Genomic DNA, 24,615 nt, shown 5'->3' on the forward strand with positions numbered 1-24,615 from the left:
TTCTCTCTAAGGGAAAACCCTCTATCACTAACCGGAGTCAGTCATGAGCTACCTCTTCGCCCTGCTGCAAAAATTCGCTTCGATGTTCGAATCGGCTCACCTGCCGATGGACAAAGACTACTCGTATCAAGCACGTTTCCGTGAATCCGAGCGTCAACGCAAGGCACGCGGCACCGCTTTCGGCATCCGTCTGTAATGCGTAGCTGAGGCGGCGCGGGAAACAGAACACAAGCAATACACGACGGCACACGCCGTACGACCCGCCCGCCAGTTTCTCCTGTTGTTGTAGTTTTTCTAGCAGTTTTCATACAGCTTCGGCTTTCTTGCCGGACGCATCCCGCTCCCGCGATTCGCGCGCGACGCCAGTTTCTCTTTCCTTTCGTCTTGCCGACGGCTGCATCGCAAGCCGCCTGCATCGCAAAATGACCTCGCGACTTGTATTTGCGCGACACGTCGAAAATCGCAAGATCGTTCACTTCATTCCCCGCAAACCCTTGTCCAGCAAGGCTCCGCTTCTGGATTGGCACTTTCGTCCTTATTCCGGTGTCGTATTTCCACATGTGGTTGTCGCAAATAGTCGGCTGATGTGACTTTTTTCTGGCAACTATGTATGCACAGCGCGGACGAGCGTCCGCCCACGCCAGGAGATATTCGATGAATTCCCCCAAGGTCGTAGTCGAAGGACTATGCAAAGTATTCGGCAATAGTCCCAAACAGGCGCTGGACATGCTGGCCGGAGGCGCGACGAAGGAAGAAGTCTTCAAGCGCACCGGACAGATCGTCGGCGTCCATAACGTCTCCTTCGACGTCAAGGAAGGCGAGATTTTCGTGCTCATGGGCCTGTCCGGCTCGGGGAAATCCACGCTGATCCGGCTCATCAACCGGCTGGTCGAACCGACAGCCGGCAAGGTGCTGATCGACGGCCGCGACGTGGCCTCCGTGCCGCGCTCGGAACTCACGTCCCTGCGACGCAAGGACATGAGCATGGTGTTCCAGTCCTTCGCGCTGATGCCGCAGCGCACCGTTATTTCGAACGCCGCGTTCGGCCTCGAGGTCGCGGGCGTCAGCAAGAAGGAGCGCGAGGCGCGCGCGATGACCGTGCTCGAACAGGTCGGCCTGGCGCCGTTCGCGCAGAAGTTGCCCGCGCAACTCTCGGGCGGCATGCAGCAGCGTGTGGGTCTCGCGCGCGCGCTGGCCGTGAATCCATCGTTGATGATCATGGACGAGGCGTTCTCCGCACTCGATCCGCTCAAGCGCAAGGAAATGCAGAACGTGCTGCTCGATCTGCAACGCGAGCAGCGCCGCACGATTCTTTTCGTGTCGCACGATCTGGAAGAGGCGATGCGCATCGGCACACGCATCGCGATCATGGAAGGCGGCCGCGTGGTGCAGATCGGCACGCCGCAGGAAATCATCACCAATCCGGCCGACGATTACGTGGAAGCGTTCTTCGAAGGCATCGACACGAGCCGCTATCTGACGGCAGGCGACCTGATGCAGACGGACGCCGTGCCGCTCATGAAGCACGCGCCGCAGATCGACGCGTCGAGCGTCGCGGCGACGCTCAACGGCAGCGCCGACTACGCGTTCGTGCTGGATGCGCAGCGCCGTATCCGCGGCTTCGTCGGACGCGATGCAAATGGCAATGCCGCGTCGCAGGTCAATCCCATCGAATGCGTCCAGCGCAGCATGGCGCTCGATGACGTCGTGAATCGCGTGGTCGCCAGTCCGGCGCCGCTGCCGGTCGTCGAAGCAGACGGTTCGTATTGCGGCTCGATCAACAAGGCCAATGTCCTGAAGGTTCTTACGCACCATCGAGGTTCCCATGTCTGAAATCATTCCGCTTGGCACTTGGGTGGACCACGGCGTCCACTATCTCCTCGATCACGACGCGAAGACCTTCGACTCCATCGGCAAGGTCATCGAAACGTTCGCTGCCGCGATCGAGCACGGCCTGCAGGCCATTCCGATGTGGCTGTTGATGGCGATCTTCGTCGGCATCGGCTTGTGGCGCGTCGGCTGGCGATTCGCCGCATTCGTGCTGGCGTCGCTACTGCTCATCTACGCGACGAACTTCTGGGACCAGATGGTCATCACGCTGGGCCTCACGTTGTCGTCGACGTTCATCAGCCTGTTGCTCGGCATTCCGCTCGGCATCTGGACCTCGAAGAGCAAGTACGTCGAAATGGGCGTGCGTCCGGTCCTCGATCTGATGCAGACGATGCCCGCCTTCGTCTATCTGATTCCGGCCGCGATGCTGTTCGGCCTCGGACGCGTGCCCGGCATTCTGGCCACCGTCATTTTCGCGATGCCGCCGGCTGTGCGTCTTACCGCGCTCGGCATCAAGCAGGTGAATCGCGAGATCGTGGAAGCGGGTCAAGCGTTCGGCTGCACGCCGTGGCAATTGCTCTACAAGGTGCAGATTCCGAACGCGCTGCCTTCGATCATGACCGGCGTGAACCAGACGATCATGATGGCGTTGTCGATGGTCATCATCGCGTCGATGGTCGGCGCGGGCGGACTGGGCAACGACGTGCTCGCATCGATTCAGCGTCTGGATATCGGCCTCGGCTTCGAGAGCGGCTTGTCGGTGGTGTTGCTGGCGATCATTCTCGACCGCATCACCGAGAGCTTCGGACGTTCGCCCGGCATGGCGCGCGCCCCGCTGTTCTCCGGTCTGAAGAGCGTGATGAAAGTGCGCCGCGAACCGGCGACGCAACAAAGCTGACAAGGTCCGACCCATGAAGCGCGACGCGATCGTCCCAGCGGTTACCGATTCACCGTTGTCCAATCTCGCGCACTTCGGCTTTCTCACACTGCCGAACTTCTCGATGATCGCGTTCACGAGCGCGGTCGAGGTGCTGCGCATGGCCAATTACGTGGGCCGTGAGCAGCACTATCGATGGTCGATCATCACGCCGGAGGGCGAGCCGGCGCGCGCGAGCAACGGCATCACCGTGAAGCCGACAGTGACGCTCGACGAGGCGGGCATGCCGGACGTGCTGATCGTGTGCGCGGGCTGGCATGTCGCCGATTATGTCGACGACAAGGTGATCGAACTGCTGCGGCGCGCGCATGAAGCGGGCATTCCGCTCGGCGGCATCTGCACCGGGCCGTATGCGCTGCTCGCGGCGAAGCTGCTCGACGGTTATCGCTGCACGCTGCACTGGGAAGACATGTCGCCGGTCAACAAGCGCTTCCCGCATGTGCGATTCGCGGACGAGCTCTTCGTGATCGATCGCGATCGCCTGACGTGCACGGGCGGCACCGCGCCGCTCGATCTGATGCTCAATCTCGTCGGCATGCGGCTCGGGCAGGCGCACGCGGCGCAGGTGTCGGAGCAGTTCATCGTCGAGCGCATACGCGGATCGACGGACTATCAGCACATTCCCGTCGATGCGCGCGTCGGTTTTTCGCGTGCCGAGCTTGTCGAAGTGGTGCGGCTGATGGAGGCGAACATCGAAGAGCCGCTGTCGCTCGAAGAGCTCGCGCGTCTCGTGCATCTGTCGCAACGGCATCTGCAGCGCATGTTCAAGATGTTCCTCAACGTATCGCCGACGCATTACTACCTGACGCTGCGTTTGCGCCGCGCCCGCGAACTGTTGCGCAATACGGATGCATCGATCGCGCGTGTGACGAGCATCTGCGGATTCCATTCGCCTTGTCACTTCAGCAAGGCGTATCGCGCGCAGTTCGGACACGCACCGAGCGTGGAGCGCCGCTTGTCGGCCTGAGGTCTTTCTGGTCTGTTTTCTTCGGTCCGTGCGGGCTTTCGAGTCGCGCGCGCGGGCCGCGCCATGCCTTCAAAAAACTGGGAGAGAGATACATGAAACGCTTGTGGATCGCGTCGATGATTGCAGCGATGCTGTCGGGTGCCTATGCCGCGAATGCCGCCGAGCCCGCTGCGTGCAGGAACGTGCGCTTCGCCGATGTCGGATGGACGGATATCGCCGCGACGACCGGACTTGCATCGACCGTTCTTCAGGGACTGGGCTATAACCCGACGAAAACGATCGCTTCCGTGCCGATCACGTTCGCGGGCGTGAAGAGCAAGCAGATCGACGTGTTCCTCGGCTACTGGTCGCCGACGATGGACCCGATGATCGATTCATTCAGGAAAGCTAATCAAGTCAAAGTGCTGCCGACGCCGAATCTCACGGGCGCGAAGTACACGCTCGCGGTGCCTGACTACGCGTATCAGGCGGGCATCAAGAACTTCAACGACATCGCGAAGAACTACGACAAGCTGGATGGCAAGATCTACGGCATCGAACCCGGCAACGATGGCAACGCGCTCATCAAGAAGATGATCGACAACAACATGTACGGGCTCGGCAAGTTCAAGCTCGTGGAGTCGAGCGAGGCGGGCATGCTCGTCGAGGTGAATCGCGCGGTTCGCGACAAGAAGCCGATCGTGTTCCTCGGCTGGGAGCCGCATCCGATGAACGTGCAGATGAAGATCGACTATCTCGCCGGCGGCGACGATGTGTTCGGTCCCAACTACGGCGAAGCGAAGGTGCTGACCGTCACGCCGACGGACTACGACACGCGTTGCCCGAATGTCGCGAAGCTCGTGTCGAACCTGCAGTTCACGACGGACATCGAGAACCACGTGATGCTGCCGATCATGAACAAGACCGATGCCAACAAGGCGGCGCGCGAGTGGCTCAAGGCGAACCCGGCGGTGCTGGACAAATGGCTTGCGGGCGTGAAGACGTTCGACGGGAAGGACGGGTTGCCGGCGGTGAAGGCTTATGTGGCCGGCAACTGAACGCGGTGATACGAAGAGGGCGCGTCAGCTCCGGTAATCGGGCTTCGCGCCTTCGATCATCCTCAACGCCGCTTCCCATTGCAGCGCCATGATCCCGTCGGACTCGTCCCGCCGATATTGCTCCGCCGTCACCTCGCAAACCTTCTGCGACGGCAGATTCAGTTCCGCGTTGCCCGCCAGCGCGCGAATCTGAATCTCGCAGGCTCTTTCAAGGAAATACATCTCCTGAAACGCCTCCGGAATCGACTTCCCGCAGGTCAGCAAGCCGTGATTTTTCAGGATCATCGCGTTATGCGATCCGAGATCGTTGACGAGCCGATCCCGCTCCGCGAGATCCAGCGCGATCCCTTCGTAATCGTGATACGCGATGTGCCCGTAGTACTTCAACGCGTGCTGACTGATCGGCAGCAGGCCCTGCTTCTGCGCCGACACCGCCGCGCCCGCCGCCGTATGCGTATGCACGACGCAAAACACATCGGGACGCGCCATATGAACGGCGGAATGAATCGTGAAGCCCGCCGGATTCACGCGATAGCGCCCGGGATCATCGCTTGCGCCCGCTTCGACCGGACGTCCCTCGCTGTCGATGCGCACCAGATCCGATGCGCGCATCTCGTCGAACAGCACGCCATAGCGGTTGATCAGGAAGTGATGATCCGGTCCCGGCACGCGCGCGCTGATGTGCGTGAAGATCATGTCGGTCCAGCGGAAGTGCCCGATCACGCGATAAAGCGCCGCCAGTTCGCAACGCACCTTCCATTCTTCCTGCGAATATCCGTGAGTCTCCATGCCGTTCCTCCTTGGATTGATGAGCCGCGGAAAACGTGAACAGATCCTGCTAGATCGCCTGGGCGCGGCCCGGGAAAGTCTCGTCGTAGTCCATTGCCTGAGCGGCTTCCTGCGCATCCGGCGCGCCGCCCTGCTCGCGATACATCATCGGCGGCAGGCCGAATTGCTTGCGGAACTCGCGGCCGAGATGCGATGCATCGGAGAAGCCGCAGCTCGATGCGATATCCGCCACCGTCTTGTCCGAGCTCGTCAGAAGCCACGCCGCCGTGCGCAGCCGCACCTGCTTCGCGTACGCCTGCGGCGCTTTACCCGTCTCCGCCTTGAAGAGGCGTTCGAGTTGCCGCGTCGACAGATCCAGCTTGTGCGCGAGTTCATCGAGCGTGAGCGAGCGCCCGACGTGCTGCTCCATCAGCAGGATCGCACGTTTCACCTTCGGATGCGTCGCGGGCGCGAGGCCCGGCGGATGCGGCTGCGGCGCATTGCCCTTCTGCATGTCATCGACGAGCAGGATGCGCAGGGCCTTTTGCACCGTCGCCGTTTCGAAGTGACGCAGAAGAATGGCGGCGGCGACATCGATCGATGCACGCCCGCCCGAACACGTGATGCGCCTTCTGTCGATCACGAACAGGCGGTCCGCGACGAGCGATTTCTCGTCGGCGTGCGGGAATCGCTCGATGAAGTCCCAGTAGTGAAACCAGCTCACGCAGATGCGATGCCCTTCGAGCACGCCCGCGCGCATCAGCGAAAACACGCCCGTGCACATGCCGACCATCGTCGCGTTCGCCGAGGCCGCGCGGCGGATGAACTGCAGCGTCGCGTCGCTGGTGGCGGGGCCGGAATGCAGCAGGCCGCCGACCACCACGACGTAATCGAACGGCTCGGCCTGGTCGTAGGTTTCCCACGGCGTGATCTGAATGCCGCAGCTTGCGCGCACCGGCGCGAGCGTTTCGCCGATCACGCTCCATGAGCAGCGCACCGGACGGCTGAAATCGCCTTCGTCGGCGGACAGGCGCAACAGATCGACGAAACCGGCGAACGCGGTCAGCGTGAAGTTCGGCAACAGGATGATGCCGAAGCGGATACGCGATTTCGATTGACCGTCGACGGAAGACGGCGGGAGAGGCTCTGCGGCATTCATGCGGGAGACATGCGGCTGGACGTTATCCAGCGAGCATAACACTCGCCCGCGAGCCTCGGGCGCGTGTCAGAAAGAGAACGCGGCCGGCGTCGTGAGACGGCGGCCGCGCGATTGCGAACGGAGAAAAGCGAGAGGCGCTTCAGCCGCCGAGCACGGCGAACCCCCACGCAAAGATGCAGCCGACGAGCGCGCCGGTCGAGCGGCCGAGCACGCTCGCGACCGCGTAATCGCCCCAGCGCTGCTCGACTTCGGCCTGCAACACGCCGAAGTAGCGCAGCACGGGATCGATCGAGCAGAGCAGCGTCAGCGCGGCCCAGACGGGCGCCTCACGCGCGAGCAAGCGATCGGCGGTAAGGAGATCGAGTGCTTCGAGCGTGCCGACGACGGCCACGCCGACGACGAATGCGAAAGCCCAGGATTTGAAGAACTGATCGGGTAAGGCGTGAGTTTCCATCGATGCAAACCAGAGAAGCGAGAGAAGGCGGAACGTGGAGTGAAGCCGCCTGGCGCGGCTCATCCGGGAACTTGGGGAATATACCGATGAGCGTCCGCGCGACGATTCGGATCAGTCTCAAAAAGGCGGAAAGTGCAACGAAGATGCGCAAAAACGCGCCGGACGCGAAATGCTCTGTTAGCGGAACCGGCATTGATAGGTGTCGCGAAGCAGCGAACGCGCTGGAAATCTTCACGAAAACATCGCCCGGCGCACGGCGAATCGAGCCCTGACGCCGCGGTCCCATTTCGATGGCGCTTTTGTTCTATCGGGTCTCTTCAGGGTTTGGTGCAATGAGCGCCATACCGAAACCACGGTCGCGCTCGTGCGCAACGCCAACCAGGGACACACCCATGAATGTCAGCGTCTTCGATCTGTTCAAGATCGGCATCGGACCGTCAAGCTCGCATACCGTCGGGCCGATGATCGCGGCGTGCCGTTTCGCGTCGCATATCGAGGACGCCAATCTGCTCGCCTTCGTCACCCGCGTGCGCGCCGAGCTGTTCGGCTCGCTCGGTGCGACCGGCAAGGGCCACGGCACCGACAAGGCCGTGCTGCTCGGTCTCGAAGGCAATCTGCCCGACCTGATCGATCCCGACATGATCGCGCCGCGCCTCGCCGACATCCGCGCGACGAAGCGCCTGAAGCTGCTCGGCAAGCATGAAGTCGTGTTCGAGGAACGCGAGCACATCGGTTTCTATCGCAAGCTGATGCCGGGCGCGCCGGGGTCGAGCATCGTGCATCCGAACGGCATGCGCTTTCAGGCGTTCGACGAGAACGGCCAGTTGCTCGTCGAGAAAGAGTATTACTCGGTCGGCGGCGGCTTCGTCGTGAATCGCGAAGGCGATCGCGTGAACGGTCTGCGGGCGGCCAACCCGGTGCCGCATCCGTTTCGCACCGGCGACGATCTGATGCGCGTCTGCCGGGAGACAGGTCTGTCTATCGCCGAAGTGACGATGCAGAACGAATGCGCGAATCGCACCGAAGCCGAAGTGCGCGAAGGTCTGCTCGCCGTGTGGCGCGTGATGGCCGCGTGCGTCGAGCGCGGCTGCAAGGAGCGCGGCGAATTGCCCGGCCCGATGCATGTGAAGCGCCGCGCAGCCGATCTCTCCGCTTCGCTGCGTTCGCGTTCGGAAGAGTCCCTGCGCGATCCGTTGTCGATGCTCGACTGGGTCAATCTCTACGCGATGGCCGTCAACGAAGAAAACGCGGCGGGCGGCCGCGTCGTCACCGCGCCGACCAATGGCGCGGCCGGCGTGATTCCCGCCGTGCTGCACTACTACGTGAAGTTCATGCACGCCTCGAACGACGAAGGCATCGTGCGCTTCCTGCTCACCGCGGCCGCCATCGGCATCATCTACAAGGAAACGGCTTCGATCTCCGGCGCGGAAGTCGGCTGTCAGGGCGAAGTCGGCGTCGCGTGCTCGATGGCCGCGGCCGCACTCGCCGCCGTGATGAACGGCACGCCCGCGCAAGTGGAAAACGCCGCGGAAATCGGCATGGAACATAACCTCGGCATGACCTGCGATCCCGTCGGTGGCCTGGTGCAGATTCCGTGCATCGAGCGCAACGCGATGGGCGCGATCAAGGCGATCAACGCCGCGCGCATGGCGATGAAAGGCGACGGCACGCACTACGTGTCGCTCGATTCGGTCATCAAGACGATGCGCGAAACCGGCGCCGACATGAAGACGAAATACAAGGAGACGTCGCGCGGTGGCCTCGCCGTCAACGTCATCGAATGCTGAATTCAGGACCCCACGAAGGAAGAGAAACACCATGAGCCGCTATTCCATCTTCAGCCTCTTGCGCAACGGCATGTCGTATCACGAGAACTGGGAGCGCCAGTGGCGAAGTCCCGAGCCGAAGCGCGAGTACGACGTGGTGATCGTCGGCGGCGGCGGTCATGGTCTCGCGACCGCGTATTACCTCGCGAAAGAGCACGGCATCACGAATGTCGCGATTCTCGAGAAGGGATGGATCGGCGGCGGCAATACCGCGCGCAACACGACCATCGTGCGCTCGAACTATCTGTGGGACGAATCGGCCGCGCTGTACGAGAAAGCGATGAAGCTGTGGGAAGGCCTCTCGCAAGACCTCAACTACAACGTGATGTTCTCGCAGCGCGGCGTGATGAACCTCGCGCACACGCTGCAGGACGTGCGCGATACGGAACGCCGCGTGAACGCGAACCGTCTCAATGGCGTCGATGCCGAGTTCCTCACGCCGCAGCAGATCAAGGAAATCGAGCCGACGATCAACCTCAACAGCCGCTATCCGGTGCTGGGCGCGTCGATTCAGCGTCGCGGCGGCGTCGCGCGTCACGATGCGGTGGCCTGGGGCTTCGCGCGCGGCGCGGACCGCGCGGGCGTCGACATCATTCAGAACTGCCAGGTCGTCGGCATTCGCCGCGATGGAAGCCAGGTGACGGGCGTCGATACCACGAAGGGCTTCATCAAGGCGAAGAAGGTCGCGGTCGTCACGGCCGGCAGCACGACGACGCTCGCCGACATGGCCGGCGTGCGTCTGCCGATTGAGAGTCATCCGCTTCAGGCGCTCGTTTCCGAGCCGATCAAGCCGGTCGTGAACACGGTGATCATGTCGAACGCGGTGCACGCGTACATCAGCCAGTCCGACAAGGGCGATCTCGTGATCGGCGCGGGCGTCGACCAGTACGCGGGTTACGGACAGCGCGGCAGCTTCCACATCATCGAAGGCACGCTGGAAGCGATCGTCGAGATGTTCCCGGTGTTCTCGCGCGTGCGCATGAATCGCCAGTGGGGCGGCATCGTCGATGTCTCGCCGGATGCATGCCCGATCATCTCCAAGACCGACGTGAAGGGACTCTACTTCAACTGCGGCTGGGGCACGGGCGGCTTCAAGGCGACGCCGGGCTCTGGCTGGGCCTATGCGCACACGATCGCGAAGGACGAGCCGCATGCGTTGAACGCGCCGTTCTCGCTGGATCGCTTCTATACCGGCCATCTCATCGACGAACACGGCGCGGCTGCCGTGGCTCACTAACCGCATCGAGGAAAGAAACATGTTGCTGATCGAATGCCCCTGGTGCGGGCCGCGCGCCGAAACCGAATTCTCCTGCGGCGGCGAAGCGGATATCGCGCGTCCGCTCGACACGGAAAAGCTCACCGACAAGGAATGGGGCGACTACCTCTTCATGCGCAAGAATCCGCGCGGCGTGCATCGCGAGCAATGGATGCATGCGCAGGGCTGCCGGCGCTGGTTCAAGGCGCAGCGCGATACGGTGAGTTATGAAATCCAGGGCTACGAGACGTTCGACCGTCCGCTGGCTGTGATGCAAGACAACGGAGGCACGTCGAAATGAGCCAGAAAGACCGACTCGGCATGGGCGGGCGCATCAATCGCGCGATCCCCGTGACCTTCACGTTCAACGGCAAGACGTATCACGGCTTCGAAGGCGATACGCTCGCGTCCGCGTTGCTCGCGAATGGCGAGCGCTTCGTTGCGCGGAGCTGGAAATATCACCGTCCGCGCGGGATCATCACCGCGGGCGTGGAAGAACCGAATGCAATCGTGCAGCTCGAAACCGGCGCGTACACGGTGCCGAATGCGCGCGCCACGGAAGTCGAGTTGTACCAGGGTCTGGTCGCCGAGAGCGTGAACGCGAAGCCGAACATCGAGAACGACCGCATGGCGGTCAATCAGAAGATCGCGCGCTTCATTCCCGCGGGCTTCTACTACAAGACGTTCATGTGGCCGCGCAAGTTCTGGCCGAAGTACGAAGAAGTGATCCGCGATGCGGCGGGCCTCGGCGAAGCGCCGAAGCATCTCGATGCCGATCGCTACGACAAGTGCTTCGCGCACTGCGATGTGCTCGTGGTCGGCGGCGGCCCGTCGGGTCTCGCGGCGGCGCATGCGGCGGGTCTGTCGGGCGCGCGCGTGATTCTCGTCGACGATCAGCGCGAACTCGGCGGCTCACTGTTGTCGTGCCGCGCGGAGATCGACGGCAAGCCCGCGCTGCAATGGGTGCAGAAGCTCGAAGCCGAACTGCGCAAGATGCCTGACGTGAAGATTCTTTCGCGCAGCACGGCGTTCGGCTATCAGGATCACAACCTCGTCACGATCACGCAGCGCCTGACGGATCATCTGCCCGTATCGCGGCGCAAGGGCACGCGCGAACTGATGTGGAAGGTGCGCGCGAAGCGCGTGGTGCTCGCGACGGGCGCGCACGAGCGTCCCATCGTCTTCGGCAACAACGATCTGCCGGGCGTGATGCTGGCATCGGCGGTGTCGACGTACCTGCATCGCTATGCGGTGCTGCCGGGACGTCAGGCCGTCGTCTTCACGAACAACGACGACGCCTATCAATGCGCGCTCGATCTGAAGGCGGCAGGCGCAGAAGTGACCGTCGTCGATCCGCGTCCGGCCGAATCGAAAGGCGCCTTGCCCGCAGCGGCCCGCCGCTACGGCGTGCGCGTGCTGAACAACGCGGTGATCACCGTTGCGCGCGGCAAGCTGCGCGTGGCGTCGGTGGAAGTGGCTTCGTATGCGAAGGGCGAGGTCGGCCCGAAGCAGACCGATCTGCAATGCGACCTCGTCGCGATGTCGGGCGGCTGGAGCCCGGTGCTGCACCTCTTCGCGCAATCGGGCGGCAAGGCGCACTGGCACGACGAGAAGGCTTGTTTCGTTCCGGGCAAGGCGATGCAACTGGAAAGCAGCGTCGGCGCATGCGCGGGCGAGTTCTCGCTGGCGCGCGGCATCCGCTTCGGCGGCGATGCCGGTGCGGAAGCGGCGCGTGCGGCGGGTCATATCGTCGTGAAGCCGAATCCCGTGCAGGTCGCTGAGATCGTCGAAGCACCGATGATGCCGCTGTGGATCGTCGGCAACCGGGACATGTCGACGCGCGGCCCGAAGCAGTTCGTCGACTTCCAGAACGACGTGTCCGCGGCGGACATCTATCTGGCGGCGCGTGAAGGCTTCGAATCCGTCGAGCACGTGAAGCGCTATACGGCGATGGGCTTCGGCACCGACCAGGGCAAGCTCGGCAACATCAACGGCATGGCGATTCTCGCGCAGGCGCTCGGCAAGACGATTCCCGAGACCGGCACGACGACGTTCCGCCCGAACTACACGCCTGTCACCTTCGGCACGTTCGCGGGCCGCGAGCTCGGCGAGTTTCTCGATCCGGTGCGCAAGACCGCGATTCACGAATGGCACGTCGAGAACGGCGCGATGTTCGAGGACGTCGGCAACTGGAAGCGTCCGTGGTATTACCCGAAAGCGGGCGAGGACATGCACGCGGCGGTCGCCCGTGAATCGCTCGCGGTGCGTCAGAGCGTCGGCATTCTCGATGCATCGACGCTCGGCAAGATCGACATCCAGGGCCCGGATTCCGCGAAGCTCTTGAACTGGATGTACACGAATCCGTGGAGCAAGCTCGAAGTCGGCAAGTGCCGCTACGGCCTGATGCTCGACGAGAACGGCATGATCTTCGACGACGGCGTGACGGTGCGCCTCGGCGAACAGCACTACATGATGACGACGACCACCGGCGGCGCGGCGCGCGTTTTGACGTGGCTCGAACGCTGGCTGCAGACCGAATGGCCCGACATGCGCGTGCGTCTCGCATCGGTGACGGATCACTGGGCAACTTTTGCGGTCGTCGGCCCGAACAGCCGTAAGGTTCTTCAGAAGGTGTGCCACGACATCGACTTCGCGAACGCATCGTTCCCGTTCATGAGCTATCGCGACGGCACGGTCGCGGGCGCAGCGGCGCGCGTGATGCGCATCAGCTTCTCGGGCGAGCTCGCGTATGAAGTGAACGTGCCGGCCAACGTCGGACGCGCGGTGTGGGAAGCGCTCATGCTGGCGGGCGCGGAGTTCGACATCACGCCGTACGGCACGGAAACGATGCACGTGCTGCGCGCGGAGAAGGGCTACATCATCGTCGGTCAGGATACGGACGGTTCGATGACGCCTTACGACCTCGGCATGGGCGGGCTGGTCGCGAAGTCGAAGGACTTCATCGGCAAGCGTTCGCTGACGCGTTCGGACACGGCGAAGGCCGGGCGCAAGCAGTTCGTCGGCCTTCTGACCGATGATCCTTCGTTCGTGCTTCCGGAAGGCGCGCAGATCGTCGCGGGTCCATTCCAGGGCGATACCGCGCCGATGCTCGGTCACGTCACGTCGAGCTATTACAGCCCTATTTTGAAGCGTTCGATTGCATTGGCCGTCGTGAAGGGCGGTCTCGAGAAGGTCGGCGAATCGGTCATGATTCCGCTTGCGAACGGCAAGCGCATCAACGCAAAAATCACCAGTTCGGTGTTCTACGACAGCGAAGGAGCACGTCAGCATGTTGAATGAGATCAAAGGTTCCTCGACGGTCGTCGATCGCGCAATCAGCGGACAGGCTCTGAGCGGCACGTGGCAGGAGTCTCCGCTCGTCGGCGCCGATGCGTTGATGAAATCGCATCAGAGCGGCTCGCCGAAAAAGTTTCGTCTCACGGAGCGGCCGTTCCTCGAACTCGTGAACGTGCGTGGCGACACGCGTGATCCTGCGTTCGTCAAGGCGGTGCAGAACGTGATCGGTTGCACGCCGCCCGAGAAGGCGAACACCATCGCGCGCGGCAACGGCTACACGATGCTGTGGCTCGGCCCCGATGAATGGCTCGTGTATTCGGATACGGCCCACGACGCATCGCGTCCCGCGCCGCTCGAAGCGAAGCTGCGCGACGCGTTCGTCGGTCAGTTCTCGGCGGCGGTGGATATCGGCAGCGGTTATACGGTGCTCGACATCGATGGTCCGAAGACCCGTGAAGTGCTCTCGCGCGGCTGTCCGCTCGATCTGCATCCGAAGGTCTTCGGCGAAGGCCAGTGCGCACAGAGCCATTATTTCAAGGCATCCCTGACGCTCGTGCCGCTCGGCGGCGATCGCTTCGAGATGATCGTGCGCCGCAGCTTCGCCGATTACTTCGTGAAGATGATGCTCGACGCCGCCGAGCCGCTGCTCTCATGAAGCCGTTCGAACCGCTTGAAGCAGGTGGGCAGGGCTGGCGCGTGATTGTCGATGAGTTGATCGTGCGAACGCGCGTCGGCCTGTACGAGCATGAGCATGAAGGGCCGCAGCCCGTGTGCATCGATGCGAGCCTGAGGTATCGCGGCATGCCGCATGAATCGGACGATGGTCTGATCGATTACGAAGCGTGGTGCAATCGCGTGAGTGCGTTTCTTGAGACGAAGGGGCATACGCGTTTGCTGGAGACGCTCGCGGTAGAGATCGCGGCGCTTTCGTTCGAGGAATGGCCGGCGCTCGATGCGCTCACGCTCGTGCTGCACAAGCCGAAGATTCGCGAAGGCACGAAGCGGCTCGCGCTTGAGCTTGACTGGCGGCGTGCGGATTTCGAAGCGTGGCGGTTGAGCGCTTCCGCGCATCACATGTCAGTGCGATGAATGCGTCGCGCGATGCCGCCGCGCGACTTTCCGAGCGTGCGTGCAAGAGGCATGACGCGGATGCTGCGCTCGCGTTGCTCGATCGGAGTATTGCGCTGAAGCATCGGCGTATTGCGTTGATTCGCTATCTGCACGCGCAGTATCTCGATGCGCCGCTCGAAGCGCGGCATCATGAGTATGTGAAGGTGATTGCGTCGCGGTTGAGTGTGGAAGTATTGATGCAGATCGCGGCGGCGGCGCGTGCGCGGTTCGATGCGTGACGTGCGTTGGATGAATTCCGAAGGGGTATGAGGTAGGGCGATTCGAGGCCGCGCTTGCGCGGCCCTTTTTTTGATCACCGCCTGGCGCTCTTAACCCTTCACCTCTCCGAACTCTCGCGTGACGCGCGCCACCGACTCCTTCCGCGCCCGTTTCCCCTCCGCCACGAAATACGGCGTATCCACCCGCCCCAAAGCCTGCAATCCCCGAACCCGATCTGCGATCTTCTCCGCCAGCATGATCGTCGGCGCATTGAGATTACCCGTCGTGATCTGCGGCATGATCGAAGCATCGACGACGCGCAGTCCTTCCATCCCATGCACGCGTCCTTCCCCATCGACGACGGCCATATCGTCATAACCCATCTTGCATGAACAGGAAGGGTGAAAAGCCGTCTCCGCCTTCGCTCGCACGAACGCATCGAGTTCCGCATCGCTTTTCAGATCGTCGGAAGGATGAAGCTCGCGACCGCGATAACGCCCAAGCGCAGGCTGATGCATGATCTCCCGCGTGATGCGAATCGCGTCGCGGAATTCGCGCCAGTCGAGCGGATCGGCCATATAGTTGAAAAGGATGGCGGGATGCGCATTCGGATCGCGAGACTTGAGCTTCACGTGTCCGCGACTCGGCGAGCGCATCGATCCGACATGCGCCTGGAACCCGTGCATCGTGATCGGGTTCGAGCCGTTGTAGTTGATCGCCACCGGCAGAAAGTGATACTGGATGTTCGGCCAGAGGTCATCGTCGCGCGTGCGGATGAAGCCGCCCGCTTCGAACTGATTGCTCGCGCCGATGCCCGTACCGTTCAGCATCCACTCGAGCCCGATCCCCGGCTGATTCCACCACTGCAACGCCGGATACAAGGACACAGGCTCCTTGCATTCGTATTGCATGTACATCTCCAGATGATCCTGTAAGTTCTCACCGACGCCCGGCAGATCGTGCACGACCGGAATCTCAAGTTCCTTCAGCCAGTCGGCTCGCCCGACGCCCGAACGTTGCAGCAACTGCGGCGAAGCGATCGCACCGCTGCACACGAGCACCTCGCGCCGCACATGCGCCGTGACGCGCTGCCCGCCATGCAGATACGCGACGCCGATCGCACGCTTGCCCGAGAACAGCACGCGGTCAGTCGTTGCATGCGTGACGATCGTGAGATTGCCGCGATGCTTCGCGCGATCCAGATATCCGCGCGCCGTACTCGCACGCCGTCCGTTCGCGGTCACGGTGCGATCCATCGGGCCGAAGCCTTCCTGCTGATAGCCGTTCAGATCCTCGGTGCGCGGATAACCCGCCTGCACGCCGGCCTCGACCATCGCGGCGAACAGCGGATTGTTGCCGGGCTTGCTCGTCGTCACGTGCACGGGACCATCGCCGCCGTGATACGCATTCGGGCCGATATCGCGTGTCTCCGCCTTCCGGAAATACGGCAGACAGTCGAGATAACTCCAGTCATCGAGCCCCGGCATCGACGCCCAGTTATCGTAGTCGAGCGCATTGCCGCGGATATAGCACATGCCATTGATAAGCGACGATCCGCCCAGCCCCTTGCCGCGCCCGCATTCCATGCGACGGTTGTTCATATGCGGCTCGGGCTCGGTTTCATACGCCCAGTTATAGCGCCGCCCCTGAAGCGGATAAGCCAGCGCCGCAGGCATTTGCGTGCGGAAGTCGAAGCGATAGTCCGGCCCGCCCGCTTCGAGCAGCAGCACGGTCACATCCTCGTCTTCGGTGAGACGCGATGCCAGCACGTTGCCCGCCGATCCCGCGCCGACGATGATGTAGTCGTATTCGTTCGCGCTCATCGCAGATACTCCTTAAAACACGGGCTGATAGGGGCCGAGCTCGACCTGCACGGACTTGATGCGCGTATAGGCATGCAACGCGACGATGCCGTTCTCGCGACCGATGCCCGATTGCTTGTAGCCGCCCACAGGCATTTCCGCCGGCGATTCGCCCCACGTATTGATCCAGCAAATACCCGCTTCGAGCCGATGAATCACGCGATGCGCACGCGACAGGTTCTCCGTCACGACGCCCGCCGCAAGACCGTAGTCCGTATCGTTGGCGCGCGCGATGACTTCGTCTTCGTCATCGAACGCAAGCATGCTCATCACGGGGCCGAAGATTTCCTCGCGCACGATGCGCATGTCGTCGCGGCAATCGGCGAATACGGTCGGCTCGACATACTGGCCGCGCGCAAACGCGCCATCGGTCATGCGCGCGCCGCCCGCGACGAGCCGCGCGCCTTCGCGCTTGCCGCTCTCGATGAAGCCGAGTACCTTCTGCAATTGCGCCGCGCTCACGAGCGGCCCGAAGTTCGTGCTGGGGTCATCGGGTGCGCCGATGCGAATGCGCTTCACGCGCTCCAGAACCAGCGCTTCGAACCTGTCGATGACGCCGCGCTCCACGAACACGCGCGTGCCGTTTGTACACACCTGTCCCGAGCTGAAGAAGTTCGCGCTCATCGCGATATCGGCGGCGCGTTCGAGGTTCGCATCGTCGAAGACGATGAGCGGCGACTTGCCGCCTAGCTCCATCGTCACTTCCTTGAGCGTCGAACCGCCCGCGCGCGCCATCACCTTCTTTCCTGTCTCGACGCCGCCCGTGAACGAAATCTTCTCGATGCCGGCATGTTCGGCGAGCATCGCACCGACGCGGCCATCGCCCTGCACGACGTTGAAGACGCCCGCGGGCACGCCCGCTTCGGTGTAGATCTCGGCGAGCTTAAGCGCGGTCAACGGCGTGACTTCACTCGGCTTGAAGATCATCGCGTTGCCCGCGGCGAGCGCGGGCGCGGACTTCCAGCATGCGATCTGAATCGGGTAGTTCCACGCGCCGATGCCCGCGCACACGCCGAGCGGTTCGCGCCGCGTATAGACGAACGACGTTTCCCGCAGCGGGATCTGCTCGCCTTCGATGGCCGTTGCGAGCCCGGCGTAATACTCGATGACATCCGCGCCCGTCACGATATCGACGGCGCGCGTTTCCGCGATCGGCTTGCCGGTATCGCGCGTTTCGATCGCGGCGAGTTCGTCGTTGCGCGCGCGAAGCAGGTCGACCGCGCGGCGCAGGATGCGCGAGCGCTGCATCGCGGTCATCGCGGCCCATTCGCGCTGGCCTTCACGCGCCGATCGCACCGCGCGATCGATATCCGCCTCCGACGCCTGCTGCACGCGCGCGAGCGTTTCGCCCGTTGCGGGATCGAGCGTGTCGAAGGTTTCGCCGCTCGTCGCATCGACGTATTCGCCGCCGATATAAAGCCGTTGCTCTCCGAATGCGGACATGTCGCGCTCCTTTCCTTGAATGTGAGTGATCAGCCGCGCGCTTCCAGCACGAGGTCGATGTAGTCGTAGGCGAGTCGCAGCGCGCCCTTCGTATCGAATGGCTCGCCCGCGAGCGCGCCGCGCAGCCACAGCCCGTCGATCAACGCGGCGAGACCGCTCGCGGCGCGGCGCGCGGCCGGCTTCGTCAACGCTCGCGCGAAATCCGCGCACAGGTTCGAGTTCAGACGCCGCGTGTTCACGCGTTGCAACCGCCGCAATTCCGGCTTGTGCATGCTCTCCGACCAGAACGCGAGCCAGGTTTTCATGACCGGTCCGTTCACCTGTTCGACATCGAAATTCGCCGCGACGACCGCGCGCAGCTTCGACCGCGGATCGGGCTTCGCGGCCTTGCGCCGGCGTGACGTGCCCTGCCACAGCGAGCGCAGCACATGACGCATCGTGGCTTCGAGCAGGCCGTCCTTGTCGCCGAAATAGTGACTGACGATGCCCGTCGATGTGCTCGCGCGCTGCGCGACCGAAGCGAGCGTCGCGCCCGCGAGGCCGGATTGATCGATGGTGTGCAGCGTGGCGTCGATGAGTTGCGCGCGGCGGATTTCGCGCATTCCGACTTTGGGCATGGCGGTTCTGTAGTGGATGATTTGCGCCGATACTAGTTTTTTTATTTTGAACGGTCAATCAATAAAAACCGGGTCGAAAGGCTTTCGGGGCGCGATGTCGGTTTCAGTCAAACGCGCGTCGCATTGAGTGACAGTCGCGGCTGTGCGAGAGCGCTACCCTCGTTGCACGGGCGCGATGACCCGATGAAGTGCGGCGGGCTCATCGCGCGTGCCGTCCACGAAACATGGAGACGATCAATGAGCAGCAATCGCGGCGTCGTTTATCTGGGGCAGGGCAAGGTCGAAGTGCAATCCATCGACTATCCGAAAATGGTCGATCCACGCGGCCGCGACATCGGTCACGGCGTCATTCTGAAAGTTGTCAGCACCAATATCTGCGGCTCGGACCAGCACATGGTGCGCGGCCGCACGACCGCGCAGGTCGGTCTCGTGCTCGGCCATGAGATCACGGGCGAGGTCATCGAAGTCGGGCGCGACGTGGAAACGCTATCGGTCGGCGATCTCGTTTCGGTGCCGTTCAATGTCGCGTGCGGCCGCTGTCCGACTTGCAAGGCGCAGCACACGGGCGTGTGCCTGAACGTGAATCCGTCGCGGGCGGGCGGCGCGTACGGCTATGTCGACATGGGCGGCTGGATCGGCGGACAGGCGGAATACGTGATGGTCCCGTACGCGGACTTCAATCTGCTGAAGTTTCCCGACAAGGCGCAGGCGATGTCGAAGATTCGCGATCTCACCTGCCTCTCCGACATTCTTCCGACGGGTTATCACGGCGCCGTGATGGCGGGCGTCGGGCCGGGCTCGACGGTGTATATCGCGGGCGCGGGTCCCGTCGGCATGGCGGCGGCCGCGTCGGCGCGCATCCTGGGCGCGGCGTGCACGATCGTCGGCGACATGAACGAGGAGCGTCTCGCGCACGCACGCGCGATGGGCTTCGAGACGATCAATCTGTCGAACGACGCGACGCTCGGCGAGCAGATCGAGCAGATACTCGGCAAGCCGGAAGTGGACTGCGCGGTCGATTGCGTGGGCTTCGAGGCGCACGGCCACGGCAGCGACAGCGGCCACGAAGCGCCCGCGACCGTGCTCAATTCGCTGATGGAAATCACGAAGGCGGCGGGCGCGATCGGCATTCCGGGTCTCTACGTGACCGACGATCCGGGCGCCGTCGATGCCGCCGCGAGGAAGGGCAGCCTGAGCATCCGCTTCGGTCTCGGTTGGGCGAAGTCGCACTCGTTCCATACCGGGCAGACGCCGGTCATGAAGTACAACCGCAATCTGATGCAGGCGATTCTGTGGGACCGTCTGCCGATCGCGGATATCGTCAACGTGACGGTGGTGTCGCTCGATGAAGCGCCGGATGGTTATCGCAAGTTCGATGGCGGTGCGCCGCGGAAATTCGTCATCGATCCGCACGGGCTGCTGAAGGCGGCTTAATGCCGTTTGCCCCTGCGGTTTTTTCGGCCGCAGGGGCGTTTGTCTGCACAGGTCTCAAAGAGAACCCATCAAACGATTCCAGTCATGTAGTAGACGCCGATAACAAAGAACACGGCCAGCGTCTTGATGACCGTCACCGCGAAAATATCGCGATACGACTCGCGGTGCGTAAGCCCCGTCACCGCGAGCAGCGTGATGACCGCGCCGTTGTGCGGCAACGTATCCATGCCGCCCGAGGCCATCGCCACCACGCGATGCAGCACTTCCAGCGGAATATGCGCGGCCTGCGCGCCGGCGATGAACGTATCGGACATCGCGGCGAGCGCGATACTCATGCCGCCCGACGCCGAGCCGGTGATCCCCGCGAGCGAGCTCACGGAAATGGCCGCATTGACGAGCGGATTCGGGATGCTCTTGAGCGCATCGCTGACGACGAGGAAGCCCGGCAAAGCGGCGATCACGCCACCGAAGCCATACTCCGAAGCCGTGTTCATCGCCGCGAGCAGCGCGCCTGCGACGGCCGCCCGCGTACCGACCGCGAACCGTTCCTTCACGCGCGGGAAGGCGGTCAGCAGGACGAGCACGATGCCCAGCAACAACGCGCCTTCGACCGCCCAGATCGCCACGACGGTTTTGACGGCCGTGGTAACCGGCGCATGCACGCCCGGCAGCACTTCCGGCGGCACGGTATAGCTCGCGCCGTACCATGTCGGAATCCACTTGGTCAGCGCGAAATTCGCGACGCCGACGAGAATCAGCGGCGCGATCGCGAGCAACGGATTCGGCAGCGACGTCGATTCCACGCGCTCCGGCTCGTTCACGAGCGACGTGCCGTAGCCTTCGCCCTTGGCCATCGCCGAGCGGCGGCGCCATTCGAGGAACGTCAGGCCCACGACGATGATGAACACCGAGCCGATCACGCCGAGCCACGGCGCGGCCCAGCCGGTCGTCTTGAAGAACGTCGTCGGGATGATGTTCTGGATCTGCGGCGTGCCCGGCAGCGAATCCATCGTGAACGAGAACGCGCCCAGCGCGATCGCGCCCGGCATCAGGCGCTTCGGAATATTGCTCTGGCGATACATTTCCGCCGCGAACGGATACACCGCGAACACGACCACGAACAGCGACACGCCGCCATAGGTGAGCAGCGCGCACACCGCGACGATCACCGCATTCACGCGCGACTTGCCGATATAGCGAATCGCCGCGGCGACGATCGACTCGGAGAAGCCCGACAACTCGATGACTTTGCCGAACACCGCGCCGAGCAGGAACACCGGAAAGTAGAGCTTCACGAAGCCGACCATCTTCTCCATGAAGATGCCGGAGAACACGGGCGCGACGGCGGCTGGATCGGTGAGAAGGACGGCAGCGAGCGCCGCGATCGGGGCGAAAAGAATGACGCTGTAGCCGCGGTAGGCGGCGAGCATCAGGAACGCCAGGGCGGCGAGCACGATGATGAACGACATTGAGTCTCCGTGAGTGGTTTGTTCTTTGAAGCATAGTGCGCGCTTCTTCTGGAAGCGCTGCGGGCGCGTCGGTAACGCACCGCGCGGGCAGAATGCAGTTTTCGTGCCAGCTGGTTATAACGAAGCCGCTGCGGGCATCGGACGAGCATGCCATCGCAACGTTTCATCCAGATGTCTCAAAATAGAGACATCTTCGGCACCACGCGCGATCACGCAACTTGTCAAGACTAGTACAGATGCGGATTGCCGGCGAGTCTCCTGATTGAGATATTTGTCTCGATATAGAGAAAACGGAGACTTTGGGCGCCATGCGCAACGACTGGATCAACGTGCCCCTGGACTACAGCGACGTGATGCGCCGCGCGATGGAGTCGCTTTTCAAGACCTTCGAGAATCTGAGCGAAGGCACTTTCATCGTCGATGCGGACGCGCGCGTCGTGTGGATCAACAAGCGCTACGCCGCGCGTTTCGGATTCGACGATCCGCTCGACGCGATCGGCCTCGACTGCGAAACCGTGATTCCGAACAGCCTGATGCGCGAAGTCGTCGCGACAGGCAAGCCGATCCTGCTCGACGTGCTGGAAACGGACCGCGAGCCGCTCGTCGTCACGCGTCTGCCGCTCAAGGACGACGCGGGCGTGATCATCGGCGCGATCGGTTTTGCGTTGTTCGACGAGATGAAGGCGCTCACGCCGCTTTTCGCGCACTACTCGCGCGTGCAGCAGGAACTGATCGCGACACGCCAGTCGCTCGCGCAGGCGCGGCGCGCGAAGTACACGTTTTCGAGTTTCGTCGGCACGAGTCCGGTCAGTCTCGAAGTGAAGCGGCAGGCGCGACGCGCGGCGCTCGTCGATTCTCCGGTGCTCCTGCTGGGCGAAACCGGCACCGGCAAGGAACTGCTCGCGCATTCGATCCACGGGGCATCGACGCGCGCCGGCAAGCCGCTCGTGACGGTCAACGTCGCGGCCATTCCGGACACGCTGCTCGAAGTCGAATTCTTCGGCGCGGCGGCGGGCGCGTACACCGGCGCGGAGCGAAAGGGCCGCGTCGGCAAGTTCGAACTGGCCGATGGCGGCACGCTCTTCCTCGACGAAATCGGCGACATGCCGCTGCCCTTGCAGGGAAAACTTCTGCGCGTGTTGCAGGACAAGGAGTTCGAGCCGCTCGGCTCGAATCGCATCGTGCGCGCGGATGTGCGCATCATCGCGGCGACGTCCGCTGATCTGTCCGCGCTCGTTGCGGCGGGACGCTTTCGCGCGGACCTGTTCTATCGTCTGAACGTGCTCACGATTCAGGCGCCGCCGTTGCGCGACCGGCTGGGCGATATCGAGGCGCTCGCCTACGCGATTCTCGAAGACCTGTCCGCCGACACACGGCCGGGGCACGGCGGTCATTTCGTGCTGCACAAGGATGGCCTGCAACTGCTGGAGGCGTATTCCTGGCCCGGCAATGTCCGCGAGTTGCGCAACACGCTGGAGCGAGCGCTGATGCTCTCCGAGACCGAGCATATCGATGCCCGCGCGTTGAGCGCATTCATCGATGCGGGGCGGGTCGCGATCGCGGCGCAGGCGGAGCCGTCGGAGCAGGAAGATGGCGATCCGCCGAGCCTGTCCTATGCAGACGCCATAACCGATTTCGAACGGCGCTTTCTCTCCGATGCGTTGCGCGCGAGCGGCGGGCGCGTCGCGGATGCGGCGGAGAAAATCGGCATCGGGCGGGCGACGTTGTACAAGAAGATCGCGGCACTGGGGATCGCCGTCTGACGGATTTTTGCGAACACGCCAGATCGACGCGAAAGCTTCGCGTGGCATACTCCCGAAATCGAAAATAACGACCAAGAATCAAAGGGGTACGGGATGAAACGCGGGATGAAAATCGGCAGGGCAATCGGCCTTTCGGCCATGTTCGCGGGCAGCGCGTGTGCGCTTGCCGGATGCAGCAGCGCGCCGCCGCTTTTTTCCACCGATGGCCGCCCGACGCAGCAGATCCAGTGCCCCACGTACAGCGGCTGGAGCAACTGCACCGACAACGCGAAGGCGCTCTGTCCAAGCGGCTACGACGTGCTCGGGCAATCGACCGAGAACAATCAGAACGCGCTGCTCATCGCCTGCAAGGGAAGCTAGCCGGTCAGCTTTGCTGCGTCTCGCGCAGCATCGTCACGTCGTAACCGAGCGCGCGCGTGCGCTCGATCAGCGTGCGGCGCAACTCGGCGGAAGGCTTCGCCTCGCGCGTCAGGATCCAAAGATAACGCCCGCTCGGCTCGCCGACGATGGACCATGTGTAATCGTCGGCGTGATCGAGAATCCAGTAGTCGCCGACATAGAACGGGCCGAAGAACGACACCTTCAGTTTCGTCCCGTTCGATCCGGGGACGATCTTCGCGCGACCTTCCGCCGAGCGATATGAACCGTTCACGCCGCCTTGTCTGCACGCGTTGACGACTGACACGAGTCCGTCCTCGCGTCGCGCATAGTTTGCGGTGACGGCTTCGCAGTTGCGTTCGAAGCGATTCTCGTAGCGCGCGAACTCATGCCAGTGGCCGAGATAGCGGTCGAGATCGACGGCCTTCGATGGTTCTGGCACGTTGTCGTTGCCGCTCTTGCGCGCCCCGTTCGATGCGCACGCGGCCAGCGTGACGATGCCGCCGATCAAAGCCAGCGCCGCGGCGCCGTATGCCCAAGGTCTACTGATTTTCATGTTGCCCGGTTGGGTGAGAAGTGCGAAGGCAGATCGATCAGCAAGCTTCGTTCCGCTGTGCGCGTCTCCCGAATCTCCTCACCTTCAGGCCCGTCCGACGGCACGCGCTGAATCCGGCGCAAGGCGCAAGTGGCTGTCCTGATTGGGTTTTATTCGGCATCCGCCGTCCGGCGATACAACGTTCCGCCGGCTCCCGAATCACCTCACCTTAACCGCACACACGCGATTGACCGC

General features: G+C 63.0%; 23 protein-coding genes. 15 read left to right on the forward strand and 8 right to left on the reverse strand.

Translation table 11 applies throughout. The features are described from left to right. The first annotated feature begins 43 nt into the window (after window positions 1-43). The 5 genes from PQR08_RS05985 to PQR08_RS06005 all read left to right on the forward strand — a co-directional run bounded on the left by PQR08_RS05985 (window position 44) and on the right by PQR08_RS06005 (window position 4,771). The gene (locus PQR08_RS05985) at window positions 44-196 is read left to right on the forward strand and encodes a hypothetical protein (RefSeq protein ID WP_167357790.1); all 153 of its coding nucleotides are present in this window, start codon (window positions 44-46) and stop codon (window positions 194-196) included. 458 nt (window positions 197-654) lie between these two features. Further along, complete coding sequence (locus PQR08_RS05990; RefSeq protein ID WP_250485231.1) at window positions 655-1,833, forward strand: quaternary amine ABC transporter ATP-binding protein; 1,179 nt, start codon at window positions 655-657, stop codon at window positions 1,831-1,833. Then, window positions 1,826-2,728 carry a choline ABC transporter permease subunit gene (gene choW / locus PQR08_RS05995; protein ID WP_035502690.1) on the forward strand — a complete coding sequence of 301 codons (903 nt, stop codon included), beginning with the start codon at window positions 1,826-1,828 and terminating at the stop codon, window positions 2,726-2,728. Before PQR08_RS05990 ends, choW begins: the two co-directional genes overlap by 8 nt. A 13-nt stretch (window positions 2,729-2,741) precedes the next feature. After that, complete coding sequence (locus PQR08_RS06000) at window positions 2,742-3,734, forward strand: GlxA family transcriptional regulator (RefSeq protein ID WP_035502687.1); 993 nt, start codon at window positions 2,742-2,744, stop codon at window positions 3,732-3,734. Between the two features lie 92 nt (window positions 3,735-3,826). Continuing rightward, on the forward strand, window positions 3,827-4,771 hold the full coding sequence (locus PQR08_RS06005; protein ID WP_035502685.1) for a choline ABC transporter substrate-binding protein: 945 nt from the start codon (window positions 3,827-3,829) through the stop codon (window positions 4,769-4,771). A gap of 24 nt (window positions 4,772-4,795) precedes the next feature. Here PQR08_RS06005 and PQR08_RS06010 read toward each other — a convergent pair whose 3' ends face one another. From PQR08_RS06010 to PQR08_RS06020, 3 genes are all read right to left on the reverse strand, one after another. Beyond that, complete coding sequence (locus PQR08_RS06010) at window positions 4,796-5,560, reverse strand: class II aldolase/adducin family protein (protein ID WP_250485232.1); 765 nt, start codon at window positions 5,558-5,560, stop codon at window positions 4,796-4,798. A gap of 49 nt (window positions 5,561-5,609) precedes the next feature. Beyond that, window positions 5,610-6,698, reverse strand: a complete 1,089-nt coding sequence (locus tag PQR08_RS06015; protein ID WP_187605388.1) for a GlxA family transcriptional regulator — start codon at window positions 6,696-6,698, stop codon at window positions 5,610-5,612. 139 nt (window positions 6,699-6,837) lie between these two features. Continuing rightward, window positions 6,838-7,152 carry a hypothetical protein gene (locus PQR08_RS06020; RefSeq protein WP_187605387.1) on the reverse strand — a complete coding sequence of 105 codons (315 nt, stop codon included), beginning with the start codon at window positions 7,150-7,152 and terminating at the stop codon, window positions 6,838-6,840. Between the two features lie 392 nt (window positions 7,153-7,544). On the opposite strand from PQR08_RS06020, the gene PQR08_RS06025 reads away from it, so the two are divergent. The 7 genes from PQR08_RS06025 to PQR08_RS06055 are packed head-to-tail and all read left to right on the forward strand — an operon-like array spanning window position 7,545 to window position 14,879. Beyond that, on the forward strand, window positions 7,545-8,939 hold the full coding sequence (locus PQR08_RS06025) for an L-serine ammonia-lyase (RefSeq protein WP_250485234.1): 1,395 nt from the start codon (window positions 7,545-7,547) through the stop codon (window positions 8,937-8,939). Between the two features lie 31 nt (window positions 8,940-8,970). Continuing rightward, the gene (locus PQR08_RS06030) at window positions 8,971-10,215 is read left to right on the forward strand and encodes a sarcosine oxidase subunit beta family protein (protein ID WP_035502665.1); all 1,245 of its coding nucleotides are present in this window, start codon (window positions 8,971-8,973) and stop codon (window positions 10,213-10,215) included. A 19-nt stretch (window positions 10,216-10,234) separates the two neighbouring features. Beyond that, window positions 10,235-10,534 carry a sarcosine oxidase subunit delta gene (locus PQR08_RS06035; RefSeq protein ID WP_035502661.1) on the forward strand — a complete coding sequence of 100 codons (300 nt, stop codon included), beginning with the start codon at window positions 10,235-10,237 and terminating at the stop codon, window positions 10,532-10,534. Next, complete coding sequence (locus tag PQR08_RS06040) at window positions 10,531-13,533, forward strand: sarcosine oxidase subunit alpha family protein (protein ID WP_250485235.1); 3,003 nt, start codon at window positions 10,531-10,533, stop codon at window positions 13,531-13,533. The genes PQR08_RS06035 and PQR08_RS06040 overlap by 4 nt, the downstream gene beginning before the upstream one ends. Beyond that, the gene (locus PQR08_RS06045) at window positions 13,523-14,185 is read left to right on the forward strand and encodes a sarcosine oxidase subunit gamma (protein WP_250485236.1); all 663 of its coding nucleotides are present in this window, start codon (window positions 13,523-13,525) and stop codon (window positions 14,183-14,185) included. The genes PQR08_RS06040 and PQR08_RS06045 overlap by 11 nt, the downstream gene beginning before the upstream one ends. Beyond that, complete coding sequence (locus PQR08_RS06050; RefSeq protein WP_250485237.1) at window positions 14,182-14,619, forward strand: dihydroneopterin aldolase; 438 nt, start codon at window positions 14,182-14,184, stop codon at window positions 14,617-14,619. The genes PQR08_RS06045 and PQR08_RS06050 overlap by 4 nt, the downstream gene beginning before the upstream one ends. Continuing rightward, the gene (locus tag PQR08_RS06055; protein WP_187605381.1) at window positions 14,616-14,879 is read left to right on the forward strand and encodes a hypothetical protein; all 264 of its coding nucleotides are present in this window, start codon (window positions 14,616-14,618) and stop codon (window positions 14,877-14,879) included. Before PQR08_RS06050 ends, PQR08_RS06055 begins: the two co-directional genes overlap by 4 nt. A gap of 90 nt (window positions 14,880-14,969) precedes the next feature. Here the strand turns inward: PQR08_RS06055 and betA are convergent, their stop codons facing one another. From betA to betI, 3 genes are read right to left on the reverse strand one after another with little or no spacing between them, the layout of a single operon-like run. Next, a complete protein-coding gene (gene betA, locus PQR08_RS06060) occupies window positions 14,970-16,682 on the reverse strand; it encodes a choline dehydrogenase (protein ID WP_250485238.1) in 1,713 nt (570 codons plus the stop codon). A gap of 12 nt (window positions 16,683-16,694) precedes the next feature. Further along, window positions 16,695-18,164 (reverse strand): betaine-aldehyde dehydrogenase, encoded by a 1,470-nt coding sequence (gene betB, locus PQR08_RS06065; protein WP_250485239.1) that lies wholly within the window; start codon window positions 18,162-18,164, stop codon window positions 16,695-16,697. Between the two features lie 29 nt (window positions 18,165-18,193). After that, window positions 18,194-18,781 (reverse strand): transcriptional regulator BetI, encoded by a 588-nt coding sequence (gene betI / locus PQR08_RS06070; RefSeq protein WP_250485240.1) that lies wholly within the window; start codon window positions 18,779-18,781, stop codon window positions 18,194-18,196. Window positions 18,782-19,018: 237 nt separating this feature from the next. On the opposite strand from betI, the gene fdhA reads away from it, so the two are divergent. Continuing rightward, complete coding sequence (fdhA, locus tag PQR08_RS06075) at window positions 19,019-20,215, forward strand: formaldehyde dehydrogenase, glutathione-independent (protein ID WP_035502631.1); 1,197 nt, start codon at window positions 19,019-19,021, stop codon at window positions 20,213-20,215. A 68-nt stretch (window positions 20,216-20,283) separates the two neighbouring features. On the opposite strand, the gene PQR08_RS06080 is transcribed toward fdhA, so the two are convergent. Beyond that, a complete protein-coding gene (locus PQR08_RS06080; protein WP_250485241.1) occupies window positions 20,284-21,684 on the reverse strand; it encodes a GntP family permease in 1,401 nt (466 codons plus the stop codon). A gap of 308 nt (window positions 21,685-21,992) precedes the next feature. On the opposite strand from PQR08_RS06080, the gene PQR08_RS06085 reads away from it, so the two are divergent. Both PQR08_RS06085 and PQR08_RS06090 read left to right on the forward strand, forming a co-directional pair. Continuing rightward, the gene (locus PQR08_RS06085) at window positions 21,993-23,447 is read left to right on the forward strand and encodes a sigma-54 interaction domain-containing protein (protein ID WP_250485242.1); all 1,455 of its coding nucleotides are present in this window, start codon (window positions 21,993-21,995) and stop codon (window positions 23,445-23,447) included. Window positions 23,448-23,552: 105 nt separating this feature from the next. Then, window positions 23,553-23,807, forward strand: a complete 255-nt coding sequence (locus PQR08_RS06090; protein WP_408161098.1) for a hypothetical protein — start codon at window positions 23,553-23,555, stop codon at window positions 23,805-23,807. Window positions 23,808-23,811: 4 nt separating this feature from the next. On the opposite strand, the gene PQR08_RS06095 is transcribed toward PQR08_RS06090, so the two are convergent. Next, on the reverse strand, window positions 23,812-24,381 hold the full coding sequence (locus PQR08_RS06095) for a lipocalin family protein (protein ID WP_187605376.1): 570 nt from the start codon (window positions 24,379-24,381) through the stop codon (window positions 23,812-23,814). Between the last annotated feature and the right edge of the window lie 234 nt (window positions 24,382-24,615).

Source organism: Caballeronia jiangsuensis, assembly GCF_046030135.1.
Taxonomy (GTDB): Bacteria; Pseudomonadota; Gammaproteobacteria; order Burkholderiales; family Burkholderiaceae; genus Caballeronia; species Caballeronia jiangsuensis.